22 protein-coding genes, 1 pseudogene and 1 other annotated feature are annotated in these 22423 nt (G+C 34.5%); of the genes and pseudogenes, 14 read left to right on the top strand and 9 right to left on the bottom strand.

Translation table 11 applies throughout. From position 1 onward, the window contains the following. Positions 1 to 280 precede the first annotated feature (280 nt). A complete protein-coding gene (gene argH, locus GF867_RS11575; protein ID WP_153833271.1) occupies positions 281 to 1612 on the bottom strand; it encodes an argininosuccinate lyase in 1332 nt (443 codons plus the stop codon). A 1-nt stretch (position 1613) separates the two neighbouring features. Further along, positions 1614 to 2816, bottom strand: a complete 1203-nt coding sequence (locus GF867_RS11570) for an argininosuccinate synthase (protein WP_153833270.1) — start codon at positions 2814 to 2816, stop codon at positions 1614 to 1616. Between the two features lie 58 nt (positions 2817 to 2874). After that, positions 2875 to 3110 (bottom strand) — a binding site (T-box leader). Positions 3111 to 3530: 420 nt separating this feature from the next. Here GF867_RS11570 and GF867_RS11565 point away from each other — a divergent pair. From GF867_RS11565 to GF867_RS11540, 6 genes are all read left to right on the top strand, one after another. Next, positions 3531 to 4262: an amino acid ABC transporter ATP-binding protein gene (locus GF867_RS11565; protein ID WP_153833269.1), complete on the top strand. Its 732-nt coding sequence runs from the start codon at positions 3531 to 3533 to the stop codon at positions 4260 to 4262. Between the two features lie 49 nt (positions 4263 to 4311). Next, positions 4312 to 5118 (top strand): transporter substrate-binding domain-containing protein, encoded by an 807-nt coding sequence (locus GF867_RS11560; RefSeq protein ID WP_153833268.1) that lies wholly within the window; start codon positions 4312 to 4314, stop codon positions 5116 to 5118. 11 nt (positions 5119 to 5129) lie between these two features. Next, a complete protein-coding gene (locus tag GF867_RS11555) occupies positions 5130 to 5780 on the top strand; it encodes an amino acid ABC transporter permease (RefSeq protein ID WP_153833267.1) in 651 nt (216 codons plus the stop codon). A gap of 12 nt (positions 5781 to 5792) precedes the next feature. Beyond that, entirely contained in the window at positions 5793 to 6449 is a 657-nt protein-coding gene (locus tag GF867_RS11550; RefSeq protein WP_153833266.1) for an amino acid ABC transporter permease, read from the top strand. Positions 6450 to 6611: 162 nt separating this feature from the next. Continuing rightward, on the top strand, positions 6612 to 7889 hold the full coding sequence (locus tag GF867_RS11545; RefSeq protein WP_153833265.1) for a DUF1295 domain-containing protein: 1278 nt from the start codon (positions 6612 to 6614) through the stop codon (positions 7887 to 7889). 167 nt (positions 7890 to 8056) lie between these two features. Beyond that, positions 8057 to 9268, top strand: coding sequence for an MFS transporter (locus GF867_RS11540; RefSeq protein ID WP_153833264.1), 1212 nt, complete (start codon positions 8057 to 8059; stop codon positions 9266 to 9268). Positions 9269 to 9290: 22 nt separating this feature from the next. Here the strand turns inward: GF867_RS11540 and manA are convergent, their stop codons facing one another. Further along, positions 9291 to 10244 (bottom strand): mannose-6-phosphate isomerase, class I, encoded by a 954-nt coding sequence (gene manA, locus GF867_RS11535; RefSeq protein WP_153833263.1) that lies wholly within the window; start codon positions 10242 to 10244, stop codon positions 9291 to 9293. A 175-nt stretch (positions 10245 to 10419) separates the two neighbouring features. Here manA and GF867_RS11530 point away from each other — a divergent pair, with 175 nt between their 5' ends. From GF867_RS11530 to GF867_RS11520, 3 genes and pseudogenes are all read left to right on the top strand, one after another. Continuing rightward, positions 10420 to 11163 carry a sugar phosphate isomerase/epimerase family protein gene (locus tag GF867_RS11530; RefSeq protein ID WP_172974019.1) on the top strand — a complete coding sequence of 248 codons (744 nt, stop codon included), beginning with the start codon at positions 10420 to 10422 and terminating at the stop codon, positions 11161 to 11163. Positions 11164 to 11768: 605 nt separating this feature from the next. Continuing rightward, positions 11769 to 12077, top strand: a pseudogene (locus GF867_RS11525) (family 1 glycosylhydrolase); the annotation flags it as partial. Between the two features lie 108 nt (positions 12078 to 12185). Further along, positions 12186 to 12500, top strand: a complete 315-nt coding sequence (locus tag GF867_RS11520) for a PTS cellobiose transporter subunit IIB (RefSeq protein WP_153833261.1) — start codon at positions 12186 to 12188, stop codon at positions 12498 to 12500. 50 nt (positions 12501 to 12550) lie between these two features. Here the strand turns inward: GF867_RS11520 and GF867_RS11515 are convergent, their stop codons facing one another. The 6 genes from GF867_RS11515 to GF867_RS11490 form a co-directional block, all read right to left on the bottom strand. After that, complete coding sequence (locus tag GF867_RS11515) at positions 12551 to 13099, bottom strand: GNAT family N-acetyltransferase (RefSeq protein ID WP_153833260.1); 549 nt, start codon at positions 13097 to 13099, stop codon at positions 12551 to 12553. Positions 13100 to 13308: 209 nt separating this feature from the next. Continuing rightward, positions 13309 to 14415, bottom strand: coding sequence for an Ldh family oxidoreductase (locus GF867_RS11510; RefSeq protein ID WP_246168102.1), 1107 nt, complete (start codon positions 14413 to 14415; stop codon positions 13309 to 13311). Positions 14416 to 14604: 189 nt separating this feature from the next. Further along, positions 14605 to 15477: a DegV family protein gene (locus GF867_RS11505; RefSeq protein WP_153833258.1), complete on the bottom strand. Its 873-nt coding sequence runs from the start codon at positions 15475 to 15477 to the stop codon at positions 14605 to 14607. A 132-nt stretch (positions 15478 to 15609) separates the two neighbouring features. After that, positions 15610 to 16482, bottom strand: coding sequence for a carbohydrate ABC transporter permease (locus GF867_RS11500; RefSeq protein ID WP_153833257.1), 873 nt, complete (start codon positions 16480 to 16482; stop codon positions 15610 to 15612). Then, the gene (locus tag GF867_RS11495) at positions 16482 to 17411 is read right to left on the bottom strand and encodes a carbohydrate ABC transporter permease (protein ID WP_153833256.1); all 930 of its coding nucleotides are present in this window, start codon (positions 17409 to 17411) and stop codon (positions 16482 to 16484) included. The genes GF867_RS11500 and GF867_RS11495 overlap by 1 nt, the downstream gene beginning before the upstream one ends. 75 nt (positions 17412 to 17486) lie before the next feature. Continuing rightward, positions 17487 to 18770: an ABC transporter substrate-binding protein gene (locus tag GF867_RS11490; RefSeq protein ID WP_153833255.1), complete on the bottom strand. Its 1284-nt coding sequence runs from the start codon at positions 18768 to 18770 to the stop codon at positions 17487 to 17489. A 331-nt stretch (positions 18771 to 19101) separates the two neighbouring features. Between GF867_RS11490 and GF867_RS11485 the strand changes: the two genes are divergently transcribed. The 5 genes from GF867_RS11485 to GF867_RS11465 all read left to right on the top strand — a co-directional run bounded on the left by GF867_RS11485 (position 19102) and on the right by GF867_RS11465 (position 22415). Further along, positions 19102 to 19527 carry a MarR family winged helix-turn-helix transcriptional regulator gene (locus GF867_RS11485; protein ID WP_366927828.1) on the top strand — a complete coding sequence of 142 codons (426 nt, stop codon included), beginning with the start codon at positions 19102 to 19104 and terminating at the stop codon, positions 19525 to 19527. Positions 19528 to 19594: 67 nt separating this feature from the next. Next, positions 19595 to 20554 (top strand): VOC family protein, encoded by a 960-nt coding sequence (locus GF867_RS11480; RefSeq protein WP_153833253.1) that lies wholly within the window; start codon positions 19595 to 19597, stop codon positions 20552 to 20554. A gap of 31 nt (positions 20555 to 20585) precedes the next feature. Further along, positions 20586 to 21479, top strand: coding sequence for a VOC family protein (locus GF867_RS11475; protein WP_153833252.1), 894 nt, complete (start codon positions 20586 to 20588; stop codon positions 21477 to 21479). A 22-nt stretch (positions 21480 to 21501) separates the two neighbouring features. After that, the gene (locus GF867_RS11470; protein ID WP_153833251.1) at positions 21502 to 22119 is read left to right on the top strand and encodes a flavin reductase family protein; all 618 of its coding nucleotides are present in this window, start codon (positions 21502 to 21504) and stop codon (positions 22117 to 22119) included. A gap of 14 nt (positions 22120 to 22133) precedes the next feature. Then, a complete protein-coding gene (locus GF867_RS11465; protein WP_153833250.1) occupies positions 22134 to 22415 on the top strand; it encodes a GNAT family N-acetyltransferase in 282 nt (93 codons plus the stop codon). The last annotated feature ends 8 nt before the right edge of the window (positions 22416 to 22423 follow it).

Below are 22423 nucleotides of genomic sequence, written 5' to 3'. Positions count from 1 at the left end.
TAAAACAATCAAGCGAAGTGGTTTTGGTTATCGAAACTTTGAACATTTACGTGCGCGTGTCTTTCTAAGTCAAAAGTTACTCGCTAGATCTAACAAACCGATTCGCCCCTTATACTTTTCAGATGAAGTAACCGCAGCTTAATATCTAATGATTATTCGACTATAAGACTCCATGAAAAAAAGCCAAAGTGATGACTCACTTTGACTTTTTAGGTCACCAACACTCAAAATTTTACAGCCTTTTTATTTTGCAGGGAACAAAATAAATTAATAAAGCTAATTAGTGTTGCCACATGGCTTTTTTTATACCTTGGTTTAAAATTGTAGCAGGATTAAGTGCGTCAAAAATATCATCTTCAAATTTATCAGTAAAAGTTAGCATGGTTTCTAACGATAGTTCGTGTAACTGCACATTTTCATTGATAGCATGTAACACCATTGCACCCACAATTTCATGAGCTTCACGAAATGCAATACCTTTTCTTACTAAATAATCAGCTAATTCAGTCGCGTTTAAAAAACCTTTGTGAATGGTTTCAGCTAAACGTGTTTCGTTCACTTGTAATTCTTTAACAACACCACTTAAAATTTGAACACAAGCTACAGTCGTGTCTAAAGATTCGAAGTAGATGGCTTTATCTTCTTGCATATCCTTATTGTAGCTTAAAGGCAAACCTTTCATAGTTGTATACATTGCATTGAGTAAACTGATTACTTTTGCTGATTTACCACGTATTAATTCCAAAGCATCGGGATTTTTTTTCTGTGGCATCATACTACTTCCAGTTGCGAAAGAATCAGAGCACTCTACAAAACCAAATTCTTGTGAAGAATAAATAATGAAATCTTCTGCAAAACGACTCATATGTGTCATCAGACTGGCAAAGCATCCCAATGCATCAATGATAAAGTCGCGAGAGCTAACACTATCCAAATAGTTTCTTTGTGGTCCGCCAGAAAAACCTAATAATTCAGCTGTTAACTCACGGTTTATTGGATAAGTAGTTCCAGCTAACGCACCGGCTCCAAGTGGACTTTCATCTAACGAGTTAATTGCAAATTCAATTTTATGTAGATCACGTTCAAACATCGCGACATAGGCGTCTAATACGTAAGAAAAAGTAACAATCTGTGCTCTCTGTAAATGTGTATAAGCAGGCATCAATACATGGGAAAGCGATGCACCTTTTTCTTTAAAAGTTAGTATCATCACTTCAATTAATTTACTTAAATCTTGTAAACTATGCTTAACATATAACTTCATATCCGTTGCAACTTGATCATTACGACTACGTGCAGTGTGCATTTTTTTGCCGATAGTTCCTAATGATTCAATCATTTTAGCTTCAACAAAGCTATGAATATCTTCATGAGGGCCAGATAACACACTCGGATCCGCTTGGATTTCAGCATGTAAATTATTTAATTCACTGATTAGAGCTTCACTTTCTTCGTTAGTTATAATCTTACATGTTCCCAACATAGTCACATGAGCAATACTGGCTGTAATATCTTCGTGCCATAAACGTTTGTCTAATGAGAAAGATTCATTAAATGATTGCATCAAATCTGATGCTGTGCTTTGGAAACGTCCACCCCAAAGTTGTGCCATATTAAATCAATCCTTTTCTTTTCTGAATTTTAGTTGGAAGGGTAATGACATTGATATAACCTTGGGCATCGTGATGCGTGAATAAGTCATCTTCACCGAAGCCGCTAACGTCTTGATCAAATAATGCGTAAGGCGATGTTAAGCCATGTGGCACTATATTACCTTTATAAAGTTTTAATGAAACAGACCCAGTAACAGTTTCTTGTGTTTTTGTAATAAATGCTTGAATAGCTTCGTTTGCTTGAGAATACCATTGGCCGTTATAGATTAATTCAGCATACTCCATTGAAATATGTTGTTTAATTTTAATTGTTTCTTTTGTTAAAGTTAAACTTTCTAAACGTTGATGAGCTTCCATCAAAATAGTAGCACCAGGAGTTTCATAAATTCCACGAGACTTCATACCAATGGTACGGTCTTCAATCCAATCTAATACTCCAATACCGTGTTTACCACCGATTTCATTTAGTTTAGCAACAATTTCATATGGTAATAAAGTTTCGCCATTGACAGCTACTGCGTAGCCTTTTTCGAATTCGATTGTGACAACTTCGGCTTTATTACTTGCATCTTCTAAAGCCGCAGTAATGTGTAAGATATTTGCATAATTAACAGCATTTTCAGGAGCTTCAATATCGCCACCTTCATGAGAAATGTGCATTAAGTTTTCATCTTCAGAATAAATTTTCTCTTTAGTTGAAGTGACGGGTACACCTTTTAAGTTGGCGTAATCAATTGCATCTTCACGGGACTTAATATCCCAAATACGCCATGGTGCAATAATTTTCATCTCACTATCAAAAGCAGCAATCCCCATCTCGAAACGTACTTGGTCATTACCTTTACCAGTACATCCATGACAAATACCAGTTGCGCCTTCAGCATGGGCAATTTCGACTAATTTTTTGGCAATTAACGGACGCGCTAGAGCAGTTCCTAATAAATATGTACCTTGATATTTAACGTTTCCAGCAATTGCTGGAAAAATAAAATCAGCTGCGAACTCATCAAAAACATGCGGATTATAGAATTTAGCCGCACCGGAAGCAATGGCTTTTTTCTCAACAGCTTCCCAATCTTCTTTTTGACCTACGTCAACACATACTGCAATGATATCACTGTCATAGTTATCTTTTAACCATGGAATTGTAATTGATGTATCCAAACCACCAGAATAAGCTAATACAATTTTTTCTTTTGTCATAATAAAAATCTCCTTTAAATGTTTAATTTTAAATACAAAAAAACCGCCTCTTTTATAAAAAAGAGACGGGTAATTAATCTAATATACTCGCGGTACCACTCTAATTGATCGGCCAAATAATATAATAAGGCGAATCCAACTCATTGTCTTAACGCTTGAAGGCGGGAGAAACTACTAAGTTTTGTCGCTCCATCTCGGAAGTGCGTTTCGGTTATCAGTTACACATTGGGCTTCCACTCTGTCCCAACTCGCTGTGAGTTACATCAAACTTACTCTCTTCGTCGTAGATTTTGTTTATTAAATTATGATTAGTATATTAAACCTGTTAGCTCATAAAGTCAATAGCAAATTAGAAAAAAATTAATAAAAGTGATGTTAAATTAGTTTTAGGACGATTTTAGGTGTTTTTTGTAATATAAGGATTTATAAGTTTTGTACTGATTTAACAAGCTTTATACTAGATTGTTAATTATTTACATTAATTTAAGTTGAGAATTTGAAATTTTATTACGATGTAATAGTAAAAAAATTAATAGAATATGCTTAAATTATTAGAGGAATCTCATCTTAACTTGACGTAAGTTAAATAAATTTATAAAATAATATAAGTAGTATACTTTGGCAACTTCAGTGTGCACTGAAGTCTATTTTATTTGAAATGAATAAAATAGCTAATCGTAGTGCCGAATGTTATTAAAAGAAAAGAGGAATTTCATGATTGAATTTAAAAATGTAAATAAATATTACGGTCAATTTCATGCGTTGAAAAATATTAACTTAAAAATTTCAGATGGAGAAGTAGTTACGCTAATTGGACCCTCAGGCTCAGGAAAAAGTACATTAATTCGTTGCATTAATGGATTAGAAAAGATTTCAGAAGGTAATCTTTTTGTATTTGATCAAGATATAGCAGATAAAGCAACCGATATACGAGCAATTCGCCAAAATTTAGGAATGGTTTTTCAACACTTCGAATTATATCCCCACATGAGCATTATTGACAATATTACATTAGCTCCAATTAAAGTTTTAGGTATTTCTAAAGCAGAAGCAGTAGAGACCGCGGAACGTCTATTGAATCGAGTAAATATGCTAGAGCATAAAAATAAATTCCCTAATCAAATTTCAGGAGGACAAAAACAACGTGTAGCAATCGCACGTGGCTTAGCAATGAAACCTAAAGCTATGTTGTTTGATGAACCAACATCTGCATTAGACCCTGAAACAATCGGTGACGTACTGGCAGTAATGAAGAAGATTGCTTTAGAGGACAAGATGACAATGGTGGTTGTAACTCATGAAATGGGATTTGCTCGTGAAGTTTCGGATAGAACAATTTTTATGACTGCAGGTGAAATTATTGAGGATCGAGTAAGTGAAGAGTTCTTTGCGAACCCTCATGATGAGCGTGCTAAAAAATTCTTAAATCAAGTAATTTCTCATTAATAAAAATTTACTATGTTGATTGAAGAATAACAATAAAAGGAATGAATATATGTTTTTACGTTTAAAGAAAATAATAATGTATCCTTTATTGCTCTTGTTTTTGAGTGCTTGCGGACAAAGCGTAGGTCAATTGAATATCACGGAGCGTATATTGGAGCAAGAAATACCTGTTATCAGATGGGGAGTAAAATCTGATACAAAACTTTTTGGCTTATATGATATCTCTGAACAAGCAATTGTTGGATTTGATGTCGATATAGCAAGAGCATTAACAGAAATAATGACAGATGGACAAGGGATAGCTGAAATGGTAGAAGTTAACTCTAAAACAAGAATACCCTTACTAAAAAATGGCAATATTGATGCGATTATCGCAACCATGTCCATAACTGACGAGAGACTAAAAATTGTTCATTTCTCGGATGTGTATTTTGAAGCAGGACAATCACTGCTAGTTCCCCTTGAATCCGATATTCAAGGTATTGACACTTTAACTGATCAACATACTGTATTAGCAATTAAAGGTTCAACATCCGCTCAGAATATTCGCGACTTAGCACCTCAAGTTAATGTGCTTGAAATGGAAAATTATAGTGAAGGATTTGTTGCTTTGCAGTCAGGGCAAGGAGATGCATTAACTACAGATAATGCCATTTTATTAGGAATGATCTCGTTAAATCCGGACTACCGTCTAGCTGGTGATGTATTTGTTGACGAGCCTTACGGTATCGCGATTAATAAAGGCCAAGAAGAATTTTTAACAGCTGTGAACAGCGCCCTTGAAACAATTAAAGCCAACGGAACTTATGATGAGATTTATCATAAATGGTTTGACGGCTTGATGGAAGAAGAATAGGAGAGATTCACATGCTAGATTTATTTCAAAATTACGTTGGGCCTTTAGGTGAGGGTTTTATTAATACTTTAATAGCGAGCGTTATCGCCTTATTTTTAAGTACAATTATAGGAACAATCATGGGAATGTTGCAAGTTAGTGAGAACAGATTAGTAGTAAAATTAGCTTCTGCCTATGTTGAGTTTTTCAGAAATATTCCACTACTTGTGATTGTGATGTTTTTTTATGTAGTAATTCCAATGTATTGGTTCCCAATAAGTGGATTCACGTCGGGAGTTATTGGTTTAACTATTTATACGTCGTCATTTATAGCTGATAATGTCCGAGCGGGAATCTTTTCCATACCTAAAGGACAAACCGAGGCAGGTCTTTCACAAGGTTTAACTCGTTCCGAGGTAATGCGTTATATTGTATTACCCCAAGCAATTCGAATTATTATACCTCCTTTAGGTAATCAGTTTATTAACTTAGTCAAAAACTCTTCGGTTTTAGCGATGGTAGCAGGCCTAGATTTAATGTATTATGGTGATTTAATTGCGTCAGAGACGTTTAATACATTTGATAGTTATATTCTAGTAGCGATTTTTTATCTCTTTATTACTGTGCCATTAACTTTTGGCCTGAAAAAGCTAGAGCAAAAACTAAAAACTCATGGAGTTTAGGAGGAAGAAATCATGAACTTTTTAGAAGCTTATTCATGGATTAATATTCGATTTTTACTGAGTGGCCTGTGGTTAACTATTCAAGTTGCTGGAATCACGATAATATTGAGTGTCATTATCGGAATTTTATTAGGTATTGTTCGCTATTATGAGATACCTTATTTATCAAAGGGGATTGGTTTTGTGATAGATACAATCAGGAACCTACCTCTTTTATTAATTATCTTTTTTACCTATTTATCACTACCACAAATTGGTATTCAGTTTAATATATTTTGGTCTGCGGTAGTTGCGATGACAATATTTGAATCGAGTATGATTTCTGAAATAATTAGAGGTGGATTCGTCTCGTTACCCAAAGGACAAACTGAATCTGGATTAGCAAGTGGTTTGACGAAAAATCAAACGTTATTTTATATTTTATTGCCTCAGGCACTAAAGCAAACGTTACCTTCTATTGTGTCTCAATTAATAGCATTAATAAAAGATACTTCATTGGCAACAATTATTGCGTTACCAGAATTAACACATCGAGCAAAAATTATTTATGGACAAGACACAAGTTTTGTAATTCCAATGTTTGCTGCGTTGGCTTTCTTGTATTTCATAATTTGTTATTCATTATCTAAATTTTCACGTTATTTAACGAATAGAATCTCAATTTTATAATTGTAATACTCAAGCTATTAAAAATATACTAGCTTGAGTATTCTTTTTTTTTGATTTTTTTTGATTAGAATTTTTTACTTAAAATGTTAGAAGTGATAAAATGAATATTAAGAAAGAAAGCGCTGAACAACGCTTTACGTAAATTTATTAGGAGGAGATTTTATGATAGCCGGAGTTAGCACACTCTTTACCTATAATGCGTTTGTTTTATTAGTATTTATTTTAGGGTGGTCTTTTTACGCGTTTAGAAAAAAGAATTACTCTTTAATCGAAATTGGTTGGCCGTTATCTTTAGTTTTTGTAGTGTGGACCAGCTTTCTGTTGTTTGGTGCTCAATCCTTATATCGTCGATTATTAGTATTGACTGTAACAATTTGGGGATTACGCTTAGCTTTTCACTTGTATACTAGTTTTTGGGATAAGCCTGAAAGCAGACGTTATGCAAGATTAAGAGCTGACTGGGAAGGGAAATTATCTGGCTTAAAGGCTATTTTAGTCTTGGTAGTGGGGCCTTTACTGGTGTACTACATCATTTCGATGATTCTAAGTATTGGTTTTTTAGATTCTCAAGCAGTTTTAGCTTGGTGGCAATACTTAGGAATTATTTTATGGTTCCTTGGTATGTTGTTTGAAATTGGATCTGAACGCCAGTTGAAAAAGTTTTTATCTAAGGAAGAAAATCAGAATCAAATGATGACCAAAGGTTTATGGCGTTTTTCTCGTCATCCGCATTATTTTGGTACTGCGTTAGTCTGGTGGGGGATTTATTTAATTTCAATAGTAAATTGGAATAATTTACTTGGAATTTTAAGTCCAATTACAATGACATTATTCGCAATTTTCCAAGCTACTAAGTCTGTAAGTGAACGAGAGTTTCAAGAGCGTGAAGAACTACAGTCTTATAAAGAAAAGACCTCACAATTTTTACCTTTTTCTTCTCAATTAGGCCGTGGTTTCAAACTAATATTTGGCGGTTTGTCTAAAGCGACAAAAGCTTCAGCTGGTGCAGTTTCATCTGCAGCTCAAAAGGCAAAGGAATCACGTAATAAAGAACAAGAAGATGAAATGGAAGTAGCAATTGAAGACAACCAATTAGATACTGAAATAGTAGAAAGTGAAACAACTGTTAGTTTTGTCGATGATATTCAAGAGGAAAGTATGGAAGAGGATCTCTTAGATACAATGGATGAATCAGTTATTGATAACGAAGAATCAAGTGATTTATTTGTAAATCAATCTGAAATTTTAACCGAGAAAGATACATCGGAAGAAATACCAGATTTGACTGATATAGAAATTCCAATTGATGAAACATTTGAAGAAACTACGGAAGTTACGGATGAAGATATTGATGAATTGGCAGAAGAAATAAGTGAAGATGATTCAGTTTTCGCTGAAAAAGAGGATCTATTAGATTCTGAGCATAACGAAACAGTTTAATAAAAAATTGACTGACAGAATTGGGTTTTACCTAATAAATTATTTGAATAACATAAGAAGAACTTTCGAAGATAAATTCTCGAAAGTTCTTTTTATTGCTAACTTATTAGGATGTCGCGTGGTAGAATGAATATAAGCAATTTATATCATAATTAAGGAGATTGTCAGTGGGAAACGTTAACGTTAAATATGCTGGTTTGATGGGCAGCTTTGATATAGTAATTGGTTCTATTTCGGCGTATAGTGCTGTTTACTTGGTAGCTCAAGGTTTTGATGAGTTTCAAGTGGGGATGATTACAGCATTTGCTAATTTACTAGCAAGTATTTTACAACCTTGGGTGGGAAACAAAGTAGATAGAAGTATTCGATTAAATTTAACTTATGTCAACGTTTTAATTGTACTTCCAAGTTTGGCACTTCTGTTAGGCTTAATATTTTCTCAAAAAATATTATTACTGGTTGCTTTATTTTATACACTTGTATTGACCTTACAAGCTACTTTATCACCGTTCATGAGTGCAATTGGTGTCTTTTTAATGAACAATGGTTTGAAACTAAATTATGGCGTATGTAGAGCTGTAGAAAGTGCAACATTTGCAGTAACAACTTCAATACTAGGGATTTTAGTGATAAGATTCGATGAGAATATGATAATTTTTATGACGATTGTTGGCTACATCTTATATTTATGGATGTTACGTCAACTGCATCTAACATTTTTAAGAGATTTATTTAAGCAACATCGAGAGCAAATTAAGCTTAATAGTGTCCCTTTAGCTCTAGAAAAAACAGCGATTAAGTTTTCCCATAAATATCCTCATTTTAAGTTTATTATATTTGGGTCATTTTGCTTTTTTGTCGGGCATAATTTTATTAATTTATTTATGTTACAAATAGTTGAGAATGTTGGAGGAAATACTCAGTCGATGGGAACTGCCGTGGCATTAGCAGCAATTTCTGAAGCGCCTATGATGGTCGCATTTACACGTATTAATCGTAAGTTTTCGAGCCGTATTTTGTTAATGGTGGCTGCTGTGTTTTTTTTAGTGAAACTGATCATTACCTTTTTAGCGATTAATGTGACTGGAATTTATATCGCACAAATTTTCCAAGCGTTAGCTTTTGGTTTATATATTGTAGCCTCGGTTTATTATGTCAATCATGAGATGGACATTGAAGATAAAGTGAAAGGACAATCATTTGTTACAACAGCACATACATTAGGTAGTGTAGTGGGCAGTTTATTAGGTGGTTGGTTAATTAATCGCTTTGATGTAAGTGTGGCTTTGTTGTTTTGTATCATTATAAGTGGCGTCGGTGTGATTGCCTATTATTTAGGATTAATGAATAGTAAAAGAAAAAACCAGCTAACTTCCTAAAAGAAAGTTAGCTGGTTTTATACTATTCAGGGTTTGAAGCAATTAAGCTTAAGTTGCCTGAAAATTCAACTTGAGAAATTGTTGTGGGTAAGATAAATGAATCGGCAAGGTTTAATTCGAATGATTCACCATTAATTGTCATAGAACCTTTACCTTCAATAACAGTAGCCAAATAGTAGTCTTTAGGTAAGTTTACCGTTAAATTATCTACGATGTTCCATTGATATATACTAAAGAATTCATTAGATAATAGGTGTGTTTCAGCAGAGATTTCTTGATCACTTGATTCTCCAGTTGCTTGTGCATCTTGATGAGGAAATTGAGTGACATCTGCAGATTGTTGAATATGCAAATCACGTAAGTTGCCTTCAGAATCTCGGCGATCATAATCATAAACTCGATAAGTCGTATCAGAGTTTTGTTGTGTTTCTAAGATGACAATCCCTGCACCAATTGCGTGAATTGTACCATGAGGAACATAGAAGAAATCTCCGGCCTTTACTTCAACTCGGCGTAATAGATGGTCCCAGTCACCATCAGCAACCATTTGTTCAAACTCTTCACGGCTTTGCGCATGGTGTCCATAAACAATTGAAGCGCCTGGTTCTGCAGAAATGATGTACCAACATTCTGTTTTACCTAATTCACCAGCTCCTTCATGTTCATCTGCATATTGATCATCAGGATGAACTTGAACAGATAAATCATCGTTAGCATCTAAAATCTTAATTAATAGGGGAAACGGCGTTGGGTGATCCTCTCCGAATAATTCAGGGTGTTGCTCGTATAATTCATCTAGTCCAAGACCAGCAAATTGATTAGGGCTCGTTACTGTTGAAACACCATTTGGATGAGCACTAATACACCATGCTTCACCAATCGAGTCATTGGGTAAGTCTAAATTGAATTGAGTGTGAAGTTTAGAGCCACCCCAAATTTTTTCTTGAAGAACAGGTTTCAAAAATATTGGTTGCAAAAAATCCGCCTACTTTCTTTTAATAAATAAGTGCTTATTACGTTAACTATTCTAGCACAATTTGTTAGATTTTCACACGTGAAGGACGCATAAAAGTAGAATGTGCGTTATAATAAACAGAGTTAAAGCGCTTACCGTATGTATGGTTGGAATATTAATGAAGGAGAAAGAAAGAATGAATGAGATTAAAATAGCTTTACAGTTGTGGAGTATAAAAGAGGCATGTGAAGAAAATTTTGAAGATAGCTTAAGAAAAGTAGCAACAATGGGATATGATGGTGTAGAATTTGCAGGTTACTATGGTTTAGAAGCGACGACATTAAAAGCATTACTGGACGAGAATGAATTGCAGGTAGCAGCATCTCATATTTCTTATGATGCTTTAAAGAATAATTTTGAAGAGGTAATTGCCTATGAGAAAACTATTGGTAATCAGAATATAGTTGTACCATTTCTACAAGCGGATAGTCTCGATGAATGGTATACATATTTTGATAATCTTAAGGTGTGGCAAGAAGAAATAACAGCGCAAGGAATGAACTTGTTCTATCATAATCATGCGCATGAATTCACTCAAATACAAGGCAAAGATATGATGAAAGAAATGCTTATTGCTGTTCCAAATCTACTTGTTGAACTTGATACATATTGGGTCAAGTATGCCGGAGTAGATGTATTAAATTGGTTAAAAGATCACCAGATATCAGTGAGATTATTGCATATAAAAGAAATGTTAGAAACAGCGAATGGCTATGAGAGTACTGAAATCGGAAACGGAATAATGCCAATTGAAGACTTAATTGATTTTGCGAAAAAGCTACATTTAGAGTGGTTGATTATTGAACAAGAAGCTTTTCAAAATTATAAGCCCATGGAAAGTGCTCAGGTCAATATTAAACAGTTAAGTAAAATAATCTGATTTGTTCTGAAATATATTTATGCCTGATTAGTGACTGAGTAAAAATATCATATAGATTCGGCACATATATATGACTAATTTCTTTAGTATGAGAAGATGTAGATTGTAATAACAGAGCCATTAAATACAGTTATAATAGCGCTTGTATTCCATTAGACACACGTTAGTATGTTTTTTTACTGGCTTGTGATTGATTATGCAGAAAAAACTAAACATTTACGAAATATTTGGCTTTTACTAAAAGTCTACTTATTTGATTATTGTTTAGGTTTTTTGTTTAAATCAAGAAGGCGAGGATCTGCAAGTTGTTAAGCACAAACTACTCTAAGACCAGAAGTTATTGTGATGGGCAGCGATATAGGCTTCCAGAAGAAAAAAGTTTGAATTGCTATATAAAGATAAAGAATAATAAATATTCCAGTTAACAGATCAAATGGCTAGTAACGCAGCGAATTAGCTGAAAAGCGATTGCAACAGACATTTCATCTCTATTCATTGTTTAGAATAGCTTAGGTGCTAAATACGAATTGATTAAAGGTGAAGAAGGTGAATGGAGCGTTAATGGTGATTACCGTATTGACAATTTGAATTAACATCTTAAACAGGTAAGAGAAGCCCTTAAATATGATGAAGAGGTTAGAGGATATACATCAAGCGGTTGCATAGATTTGGTAAGTGCTTCGATTACTCAAATGATTAAAAGATATGGTTTTATTTATATTGGTAGAAATGATGATGAATCTGATTCGCTAACTAGCTATAAGAAAAAATCATTACAATCTTACAAAAAAATTGAATGCTTAAAGGGACAATACTTATCATCAAGAAAGTATTTTAATATTAGTCACACGTTAAAGTTAGTTGAAAAGTCAACTAATCGTAATATTCTTTTCAAAAACAGCAAAAAATATTAAAGTTTAGTTATAATTTTGTATTTAATAAAGTATAATAGAAAAGAACATTGGTTTACTATTCGTAAAAAATATTAATAGGATAAAATTCAACAGTAAAGGGGCTATCAGATGAAAAAAGTATTAATAATATGTGCAGCGGGAATTTCTTCTTTTTTAATGGCGAAGAAAGCATCCGAATACTTCCAATCAAGTGGAGAGGAAACGGTTGTTAATGCAGCTAGTGTGATGGCTGGTGCTAAAGCTATCAGCGGAGATGAGCACGATATCTATTTGGTTAGCCCACAAACTCGTCAATATTTTGATGAATTATCAAAATCAGCACTTAAAAAAAATAAATCAATCGAATTGTTACCGGCACAAGCCTATGTACCAAACGAAAATGGTATTGAGATTCTATGTGCATTAATACAAAAAATATCTTAAAGAAAACAACACGCATGTCTCTGTGACACGCGTGTTGTTCTATTATAGCATTAAGGTAAGTAAATGTACTCTAATGCAGGGGCAATGTTTTTGGCCATCCAAACAATACTTTGAAACTGGTCATGTTTGCTCGCAATATTGGGTAAACGTACGAATTCTTCAAAATTTTGTTTTTTATGAAATTTCAAACTCTTAATATTAGTTTCAACGATTGAGGAAATAATGTAACGAAGACCACTCGAAATTAACAAAGCCTCCATATGATCATACATTAATTTTCCTACGCCGCGAATACTTGTCTTATCGGAAACGTAGATACTTAACATACAAGCATTATTGAAACCATAATCATAAAAATGATTTACATAAACAAAGCCAATTACTTCGTTATCAGCCTCAGCAACTAAAAAAGGGTAGTTTTCAGTAACTTGAGTTATTCTATTTTCGAGTGTTTCGATGGAGGGGACGATGGTATCCAAATTAAATACCGTTTCCAATATATACGGCATATAAATCTCCTGAATTTTGCTGGCGTCTTTGAGTTCTGCGTTTCTAATTGTTGCTATTTGAGTTGTTGTAGTTGCTGTTGTGATAACCAATGTAAACCCTCCTTTTTCAGATTGTATTCCAAAAACAATTATAAATAAGTTAGTTTTTTAATCAATAGTTTTATGTAAATATTTTGTAAAAAAAAGGGATAATACGTTAATTTTAAGTAAATTATTTTGTCTGATTATTGCGTTAATACTTTTCAATAAAAAAAGCCTATGTTATAGGGGATTCCTACAACAAAGACTTTTAATATATTCTATTCAAAAGGCAATTTTTCTGTCCAGCCAAGGTCGTCTCTAATTGCAATTAACTCTTTCTGAACACCTTCATTCAATGGCAAGCCAGTTTCTTTGCGTTCTTGCCAGATTAAGAATTCTTTTTCGCCTGCAGTATAAATTCTCTCTTCTCCAGGCGCAAGTTCTGAAGCTCTTAATTCTCTAAGAATGTCACCAGCTGTTTTCTTAAAGCTTTCTAAGCCAACAAAAGCTTCTGTATCAATTGCGATGAAGAAATGACCTAAATGGAATTTTTGCTTTTCACCTGTCTCGCTTATACCAGATAGCATTCTCAAGAAATTACCTTGTTGAAGAGCGGCTGATAAAACTTCCACAAAAGTAGCAAATCCATAACCTTTGTAGCCTGCGAGTTCCTCACCAATTCCACCTAAAGGCGCTAAAGCAGCTTCGCCATTTACTAAAGCTTCCAATATGGCTGGAGAATCAGTCATTGCAGAGCCGTCGCGACCAATAACCATACCTTCTGGAGTATCTTGTCCTACCCGAGCGAAATATTCTATTTTGCCGCGTTGACTAATTGACGTTGCACAATCCAAATTGAAAGGAAATTCTTCATCTGTGGGAAAACCAAGCGTTAATGGATTAGTCCCAAGCATATTTTCTACACCAAAAGTTGGCGCGATAGATGGGCGTGCATTAGTTCCCGTCATACCAATACAACCTGCTTTGGCTGCCATGTCTGTATAATAACCAGCTATTCCGTAATGGGTTGAATTTCGAACAGCAACCATCCCCATACCAAATTCTTTAGCCTTATCAATAGCCATTTGCATTGCTTTTGTTCCAATAACTTGTCCCATACCATCATGACCATCGACTACCGCGGTTGTCGCAGTTTCGCGAATTATTTCAAAATTAGTTACAGGAGACTGGATACCATCTCTTAATCTATCAAGATAAATCGGCTTAAAACGGTTGACCCCGTGTGATTCTATTCCTTTTTTATCCGATGCTAAAAGTACATCTGTACAGATTGCGGCATCATCCTCTGGAATCCCATATGCTACAAAAACCTTGGTAACAAAATCTTTAACCCATGACCATTCAACGTTAAATGTTTGACTCAACTGAATACCTCCTAATTTGTAATGAAATCGCTTTCTATATTGTAAGATTAGCATACTTGTGGTGGGATAACAATAAGTATTTGAAATTTCAATTGTTATAATTCGAAATTAATAACAAACACAAAATAGACTTTCTACAATTGTAGAAAGTCCTAATATAATAATAGCTATATAATAATGATGATTTTTTTATTTTTCTAGTGGTGCAATATTAATTGAAACGGCACCAGTCCCTCCATGTGTTCCTAGAACTGGTGTGATAAAACCAATTCGAATGGATGCTTTAGGATATGTAACTAATAATTGATCACGCAAAAGCTCTGCATCTTTAGGAGCACCTGTGTGACCGACAGTAATATATGCGTTGTCTGGGTATTGCTCAATGTGCTCACAAGCTAGAGTATATAAACGATTCAAAGCTTTCTTCATCGAACGTACTTTTTCAGAGACAATGACTTCACCATTAGATTCATGACTGATTGTGATAAGTGGTTTAATGCTTAATAAATTCCCAATCATTCCGCTAAAAGAACTTAAGCGTCCACCTTTAACTAAGTTGTCTAAAGTTGCTGGCATAAAGTAAAAAGCTGATTGTTTTAACGCTGAATCTATTTTAGATAAAATATCCTCTGACGATAAATCCTTTTGAGTCAAAGTTAGAAGGTTTTTAGTGATTCCCTCCATAACAAACGATGTCAACTCTGAATCTATCAAGTGAATCGACAAACGATCCGTAAATTCTTGAGAAACAGAGTGTACAGTTTGGTATGTCCCACTTATTTTACTCGATAAGAATAAACCAAAAACAGTGTCATATCCCTCTGCAAGAATACGTTCAAACACATCATAGGCCTGTTGTGGCTCTGGTTGTGATGATTTAGGGAGAACACTCTCCTGATCCATACGATCATAAAATTCTTGAGTTAATTTTTCATTTGGTGTGTCCACATAAACTGTACCATCTTCGAAAATTGTACTCAGAAATATTTGAAATACGTTTGGATTATCCGTTACTTCTTTAGATAAACCAGCAGTACTATCCACAATAATTGCGGCTTTCATTATAATCTTCCTTTCAATCTAAAGTTATTATGGAGATAGCTTATAATTAATTCATAGAAAATGCAACTTTTGCTCTTATAAGCCAATACTATAGGAAAAAGACACAAACTTAAGTCTGTGTCTTAAATAATGCTATTTGATGGCGCCTTCAACCATACCTTTCATAATATGTTTTTGGGCAAATATGAACAGAATGACAACAGGGGCAATGACCATTAATGAAGAAGTAAGAATCATATCCCATTGTTTCGTATATGAACCAGCAAAGTTTGCGACAGCAATCGGTAAGGTTTGGATATCATTTCCAACACCAAGTAGAAGCAATGGTAGTAAGTAATCGTTCCAAATCCAAATACCATTTAAAATTAAAATAGTCACAGTAATCGGTTTTAATAACGGTAGGACAATATAAAAGAAAGTTTGCATTTTATTTGCTCCGTCGATTTCAGCTGCCTCTTCAATCTCAATGGGCACAGATTTAATGAAGCCATGGAACATGAAGACTGACATCCCCATTCCAAAACCAGCATATGCTAAGAATACCCCCCAATAGGATCTCAATAAATTAAAACCAAATAAAGGTTGTGTTACGTGCTCTTGTAAAGTTCTAAACCATGAAATCAGTGGGTACATTACCACTTGAAATGGAATAACCATTGAAGCGACAAACATTAGAAAAATAAAGTTAGACGCTTTTGATTTACGACGAACAAGCCCCCAGGCAGCTAATGATGAAATTAATGTGATAACTAACAGTGAAACTACCGTAATGATAATTGATGATATAAAACTTTCAGCATAATTAATTGAAGGATTGTTCCATATTGAAACAATATTTTCAATGAATATTCCCCAATCTTGAGGTAAAGATAACGGATTTAATAAAATTTCACGTGAAGATTTCGCTGAGTTAATTAAAATCAGGAAAAAAGGACTGATGAAAAGTATGAAAGCTAAAATTGCGACAATTTCTAATGCAAATAGACCACTTTTTCTGGATTTCATTACATTTCAACCTCTCGTCTTTTAGTAATTGTTGTTTGAGTTAAACTAATGATAACTAAGATTACAAAAAGGATAACTGCTCTCGCTTGACCGCGTGCCAATTGATTTTCGACAGAAGCCGTATTATAGATGTTCATTGTGATGAATTCTGTTCCTTTTATTGCTTGACCTTGCCACATAATCGAAGGACCACCACCAGTTAACGACACGTTAACATCATAAATTTTAAACGAGTTATTAATGGTTAAGAATAGTGAAACTGTAAAGGATGACATAACCATAGGAATAGTAATGTGGCGTAGTTTATACCACCAGTTAGCACCATCTAATGAAGCTGATTCGTAAAGTGATTCGGGAACACTCTGTAAGCCAGCAAAGTAAATCATCATAATATAACCCGCATATTGCCATGTGTTTGTCATGACTAAAGCAGACATTGCCAAATTAGGTTTGCCTAAGAACAAGTTTGTCATGAGCCATTCACTACCAATGGCATCACCCAAAGAAGGGAACACTTGATTGTAAATAAATTGCCAAATATATCCTAGTACAAGACCACCAATTAGGTTTGGTAAAAAGAATCCAGCACGATATAGATTTCGACCCTTTATTGAACTAGAAACTAAAAGGGCGAGACTAAATGAAACGATGTTGATGACGATGACATTAATAATGGCAAATAAGAATGTAATCATTAATGAATACTGGAATCTTGTGTCAGTTAAACTTTGAATATAATTGTGGAAACCAATAAAGTTTGTTTCTGATTGTGTAACACCACCCCAATCAGTAAATGAATAATACACACCTAGACCGAATGGTATTGCAATAACCAATAGGAATATAAACACTGCCGGTGTAACTAAAAAGAAAAAGTTACGTGTATCACGGCTTGTACGATTAAATTTTTTAGGAGCTTTTGTAGCCATAGGAATCTTCCTCTCTAAGAATAAAAAGCAGCTGACTAGGAAACCCAGTTAGCTGCTTTTCGTAAACCGAGTAAATTAATTGCCTAATAACTCAGGAACTTTTGCAATTTCTGTAGTCATTAACTCGATGAACTGAGCTTTGTCAATATTACCTTGAGCAAATTGTCCGTAAATTGGCCCTAGATTGTTCATACCAAATCCGTCTGGCATGTAATAAGTATTGTCAAATGAATAAACAGTTTTTTCTGCAGCAATCCAGTCAGCTAAAAATGCAGATAGGGGAGCAGCGGGTGTTTCTTCAGTAGAAGAGAATGGAGAAATCATATTCGCTTGATTTACCATGTAGTCTTGCCCCTCTGGTGTAGCTACCATATCTTCAAAGAATTTGTTAATTGAATCTAATGCTCCAGTGTCTTTATTGACAACATAGTAAGAAGGTGCTCCGATAAATAAACCTTCACCATCAAATTCGCTAGAAATTTGATAAGGGATAAAGCCCATTGCAAAGTCAGCTTCTAATTCAGCTAAGTTAGGATCTTTCCAGTTACCTTGGTGTAAGAATGCAGTTTGACCTGTGGCAAAAGCAATATCCATGTCATCTTGCGTTCCAACAGTTAGCATTTGAGGATCAGTGTAATTAAATAATAACTCTACCCAATCAGCGTAACCAGCCATACGTTCAGCATCTGTTTCACCAGCCACAACTTGCTCTGTAACAGTACGATCACCATTTGCTAGACCGCTACCAAGGTAAGCGTTGAAATCGTGGTTACCCATGATCCAAGTTTCACCTTCCATCGTAGCGTTAGCTACAACCGAAATTAAACCTAATTCTTCTTTTTTAGCATCTAAATCAGCGAAAGCAGCAGCTAAAGTTTCAAATGAAGTTAAAGATTCTGGATCAATTCCAGCTTCTGCTAATAAATCAGCATTATAAGCTAAACCGTAACCTTCAACAGATACTGGGAAACCAAACACTTCATCGTTTTGAATAAATTCAAATTCAGTTTGGTCTACCCATTCGCCTGAGATAGGTTGTAACATATCAGCCCATAAATCGAATCCGCTTTGGCCTTCAATTACGAATACATCTGGGCCTTCCCCAGCAGTAAAATCAGCCTTTAATTGATCGCCTAATGAACATGCACCTGAACAGACTTTAATATTAACATTTACACCATTTGCTTCACCCCATGCAGCAGCATAAGAAGTCAAAGCTTCTTGAGTTTCACTTTTGTTTGAATAAAGCGTGAAAGAGTTTGGATCATCGGAAGCAGCTTGAGCAGTAGTACCTCCAATAGTTGCTAATAAACCAGCGGACAATGCGACTTTAGTTAATTTGTTCAACCATTTTGACATCAAAAATTCCTCCTTGAAATTATATTCCTTAACTATTTACAACTATATTATAACTTAACGATTAAATTATGCAATCGTTTTCTTGATAATTGTTACCGCTAACAAAAAAAGGATAATTAGTGCATAATCGCTTTAATAAGGCGTTTTATGTCGTTTAAATATTTTTAACGTAAATAAACTTGACATTGATATTAATTCGAGATATAATAGATTTAATTCGAGATATCAGACTTTGGATAAATAAAAAAACATTCAAATAAGTAGTTGGCAAATCAATTTATCCAAGATATAGTTAATACGAAATCGAGATAAAATGAGAGGAGGGAATGTAGTGGATCGTACAAAAGAATCTTTAAATTTATTCATTGCAATTATGAGAACCAATAACGCACTCAGTCAAATAGCAAAATCAGATGCAGCTTCAATTGGACTAAACGTAACAGAATTCGCTGTTTTAGAACTACTGTATAATAGAGGAGAACAGCCTATTCAAAGAATTGGTGAGAGAATTCTAATCGCAAGTAGTAGTACTACATATGTAGTCGATAAATTATGCGATAAAGGTTTAATCGAAAGACGCCCAGATACAAAGGATCGTCGAGTAACTTATGCATCAATTACCGAAGCTGGTAAAGAAGTAATGGATGGAGTATTCCCTAAACACTCAGAGCATATTAGTAATATGTTTGCAACGCTTAGTGAAGACGAGTTAGCACAATTAAAAGCAACACTAGCTAAAATTAGCCGTCATGGCTAATTTTAAATTCAAAACATTTACCTCGAATTCGAGATAAAGAAAAATATAAAGAAAGTTGGAATAAATTATGACACAAGAATTAATAGGAATTCACCATGTAACTGCAATGACGAACGATGCTGAACGCAATTATGAATTTATCACTAATATACTAGGAATGCGTTTGGTAAAGAAAACTGTCAATCAAGATGACATTCATACTTACCATACATTTTTCGCAGATGATTTTGGAACACCAGGTACTGATTTAACATTTTTTGATTTTCCTAATAATCCCAAAGGAATTAACGGTACCAATTCAATCAGTCGTATTGGGTTAAGAGTACCAAACGACGAAGCGTTGAATTATTATTTAAATCGTTTTGAAGAATATAATGTGAAACATGAAGGCATTCAAGATTTATTTGGTAAGAAAGTATTGCCGTTTGAAGAAGAAGATGGTCAAACTTATCAACTAATATCTGATGAAAATAATACCGGCGTAGCGCCAGGACATGCATGGAAAAATGGACCAGTACCTGAAGAATTTGCAATCAATGGTTTAGGACCCATTGAAATTACTGTAAGTTATTTTGAAGATTTTAAACAGTTAATGCAAGTTATCTATAATATGAAGTTAGTTATTGACGAAGAAGATGTTGCTGTTTTAGAGCAAGGTGAGGGTGGTAACGGAGGACAATTAATTCTACGACGTAATGAAGCAGGCCCCGTTGGACAACAAGGTTATGGACAAGTTCACCATGTATCATTTAGAGTAGCAGATCACGAGGCGATTAAAGCTTGGGAAGCAAAATATAATGAACTTGGAATTAGACATTCTGGTTGGGTAGACCGATTCTTCTTTGAAGCACTATATACTAGAATTGGGCATATACTAATCGAATTATCAACAGATGGTCCTGGATTTATGGGAGATGAACCATATGAAACATTAGGCGAGAGTTTATCTTTACCACCATTTTTAGAAAACAAACGAGCAGAAATTGAATCAGAGATTCGTCCGTTCGATACGAGTCGCGAACACTAATGATTAGTTACATAGATAGGAAAGGGTTATAATGGAAGCAATTAATAAAATACATCATATATCAGCAATTGTAGGGAATCCGGTAGAAACAGTTGAATTTTATCGCGATATTTTGGGACTTAAATTTGTTAAAAGAACAGTCAATTTTGATGATCCAGGCGTCTATCATTTATACTTTGGTGATGATGATGCCACTCCTGGAACAATTATTACTTTTTTTAACTGGGTGAATGCCTATGAAGGGCGAGTAGGTAGTGGGCAAGTTGGACGAATTGCTTTCAGAATTCCTAAAGGTTCTCTAGATTATTGGAAAACTTATTTAGAAAAAAAACAAATCGATGTACGTTTAACAGGTTTGTTCAATGGTGCAACTTTAGAATTCACGGATTATCATGGCTTGGCATTAGCATTAGTGGAAGGTACAGAAGAAGCAGATAATCATAAAATTATAGGTTTTCATGGATCTATGTTACTTTCAAGCAAACCAGATGTCACATTAAGAACATTAACGGATGATATGGGCTTAGTTGTAACGGACACTACGGATTATTATTACCACCTAGAAACAATTGGCGCAGAACGTCATCATTTGATTATTCCACGTCAACCATTGCGTAATGGACGTTGGGGAGTAGGGACCGTTCATCATATTGCTTGGAGTGTGCCTAACAAAGAAGTTCACCGCGAATGGCAAGAGGATCTTTATAACAAAGGTTATGCTGTTACGGAAATTAAACCTCGCCATTACTTTGATGCCATCTATTTAAAAGAAAAAGGTGATATTATATTTGAGTATGCAACAGATACACCAGGTTTCTTTATTGATGAGACAAAAGAAGAAGCAGGAAGTTCTTTGATGTTGCCGCCATGGTATGAAGCTCATCGAGCAGAGTATGAAGCGGCATTGCCGGAACTAAATGTTTAGTTTATGAAAAGAGGTTATGAGTATGTTTAGTTATAAACCCGAAGAATTAACAGCTAAAGATAAATATAAGATAATGATAGGCTCAGTAATTCCGCGACCAATTGCGCTAGTTTCATCACTTTCAAAAGATGAAGTCATTAATCTAGCTCCGTTCAGTTATTTTAATATGGTCACGTATCGTCCGCCCATCTTATCTGTTGCAGTTCAGAGGGTAGCGGGGCAAATGAAGGATACGGCTAGAAACATACTTGAAACTAAGCAAGCTGTCATACATGTAGTCAGTCAACATAATGTTGAACAAGCCAACCTTGCCTCTGCACCATTAGATCCAGACACAAGTGAACTCTCAATTGCAAATTTCACTCTTGCTCCTTCAAAAGTAATTAATGTACCAGGCGTAAACGAAGCTAAAGTAAGATTTGAAACTGAATTATATCATCATGTTGTCATCGAAGAAGAAGATATACCCACTGCTGACTTATTATTACTAAAAGTAGTGCACTATCATTTAGATAGTGAAGTTTATAATCCAAATACTGGTTATATTGATGCAGATAAATTAGCTGCAGTTAGCCGTTTAGCAGGAAATGACTATGCCGAAATAGGTAAAACGTTTGAATTAATCAGACCAAATCAATAAAAGGAGCCTTTAAAATGACTTATACAATTAAACAAGGACATAATAAGTTTTATATTGGAAATGATGAGAATAGTATTCGAGCAGAGATGACGTTTGTTCCTACAGGTGAAACTAAAATAATTGTTGATCATACTGTGGTTGGAGATGAATTTCGAGGACAAGGTGTAGGGGATATTCTGTTAGATAAAACGGTAGCGTATGCTAGAGAGAATGGTTTGAAAATTATTCCATTATGTCCGTTTGTAAAAGCAAGAATTGAAAAGTTTCCAGATAAATACAAGGATATTTTAGGTTAATCAATAGT

Source organism: Fundicoccus ignavus, assembly GCF_009659375.1.
Lineage (GTDB): Bacteria > Bacillota > Bacilli > Lactobacillales > Aerococcaceae > Fundicoccus > Fundicoccus ignavus.
This window is presented reverse-complemented; position numbering and strand designations above follow the sequence as displayed.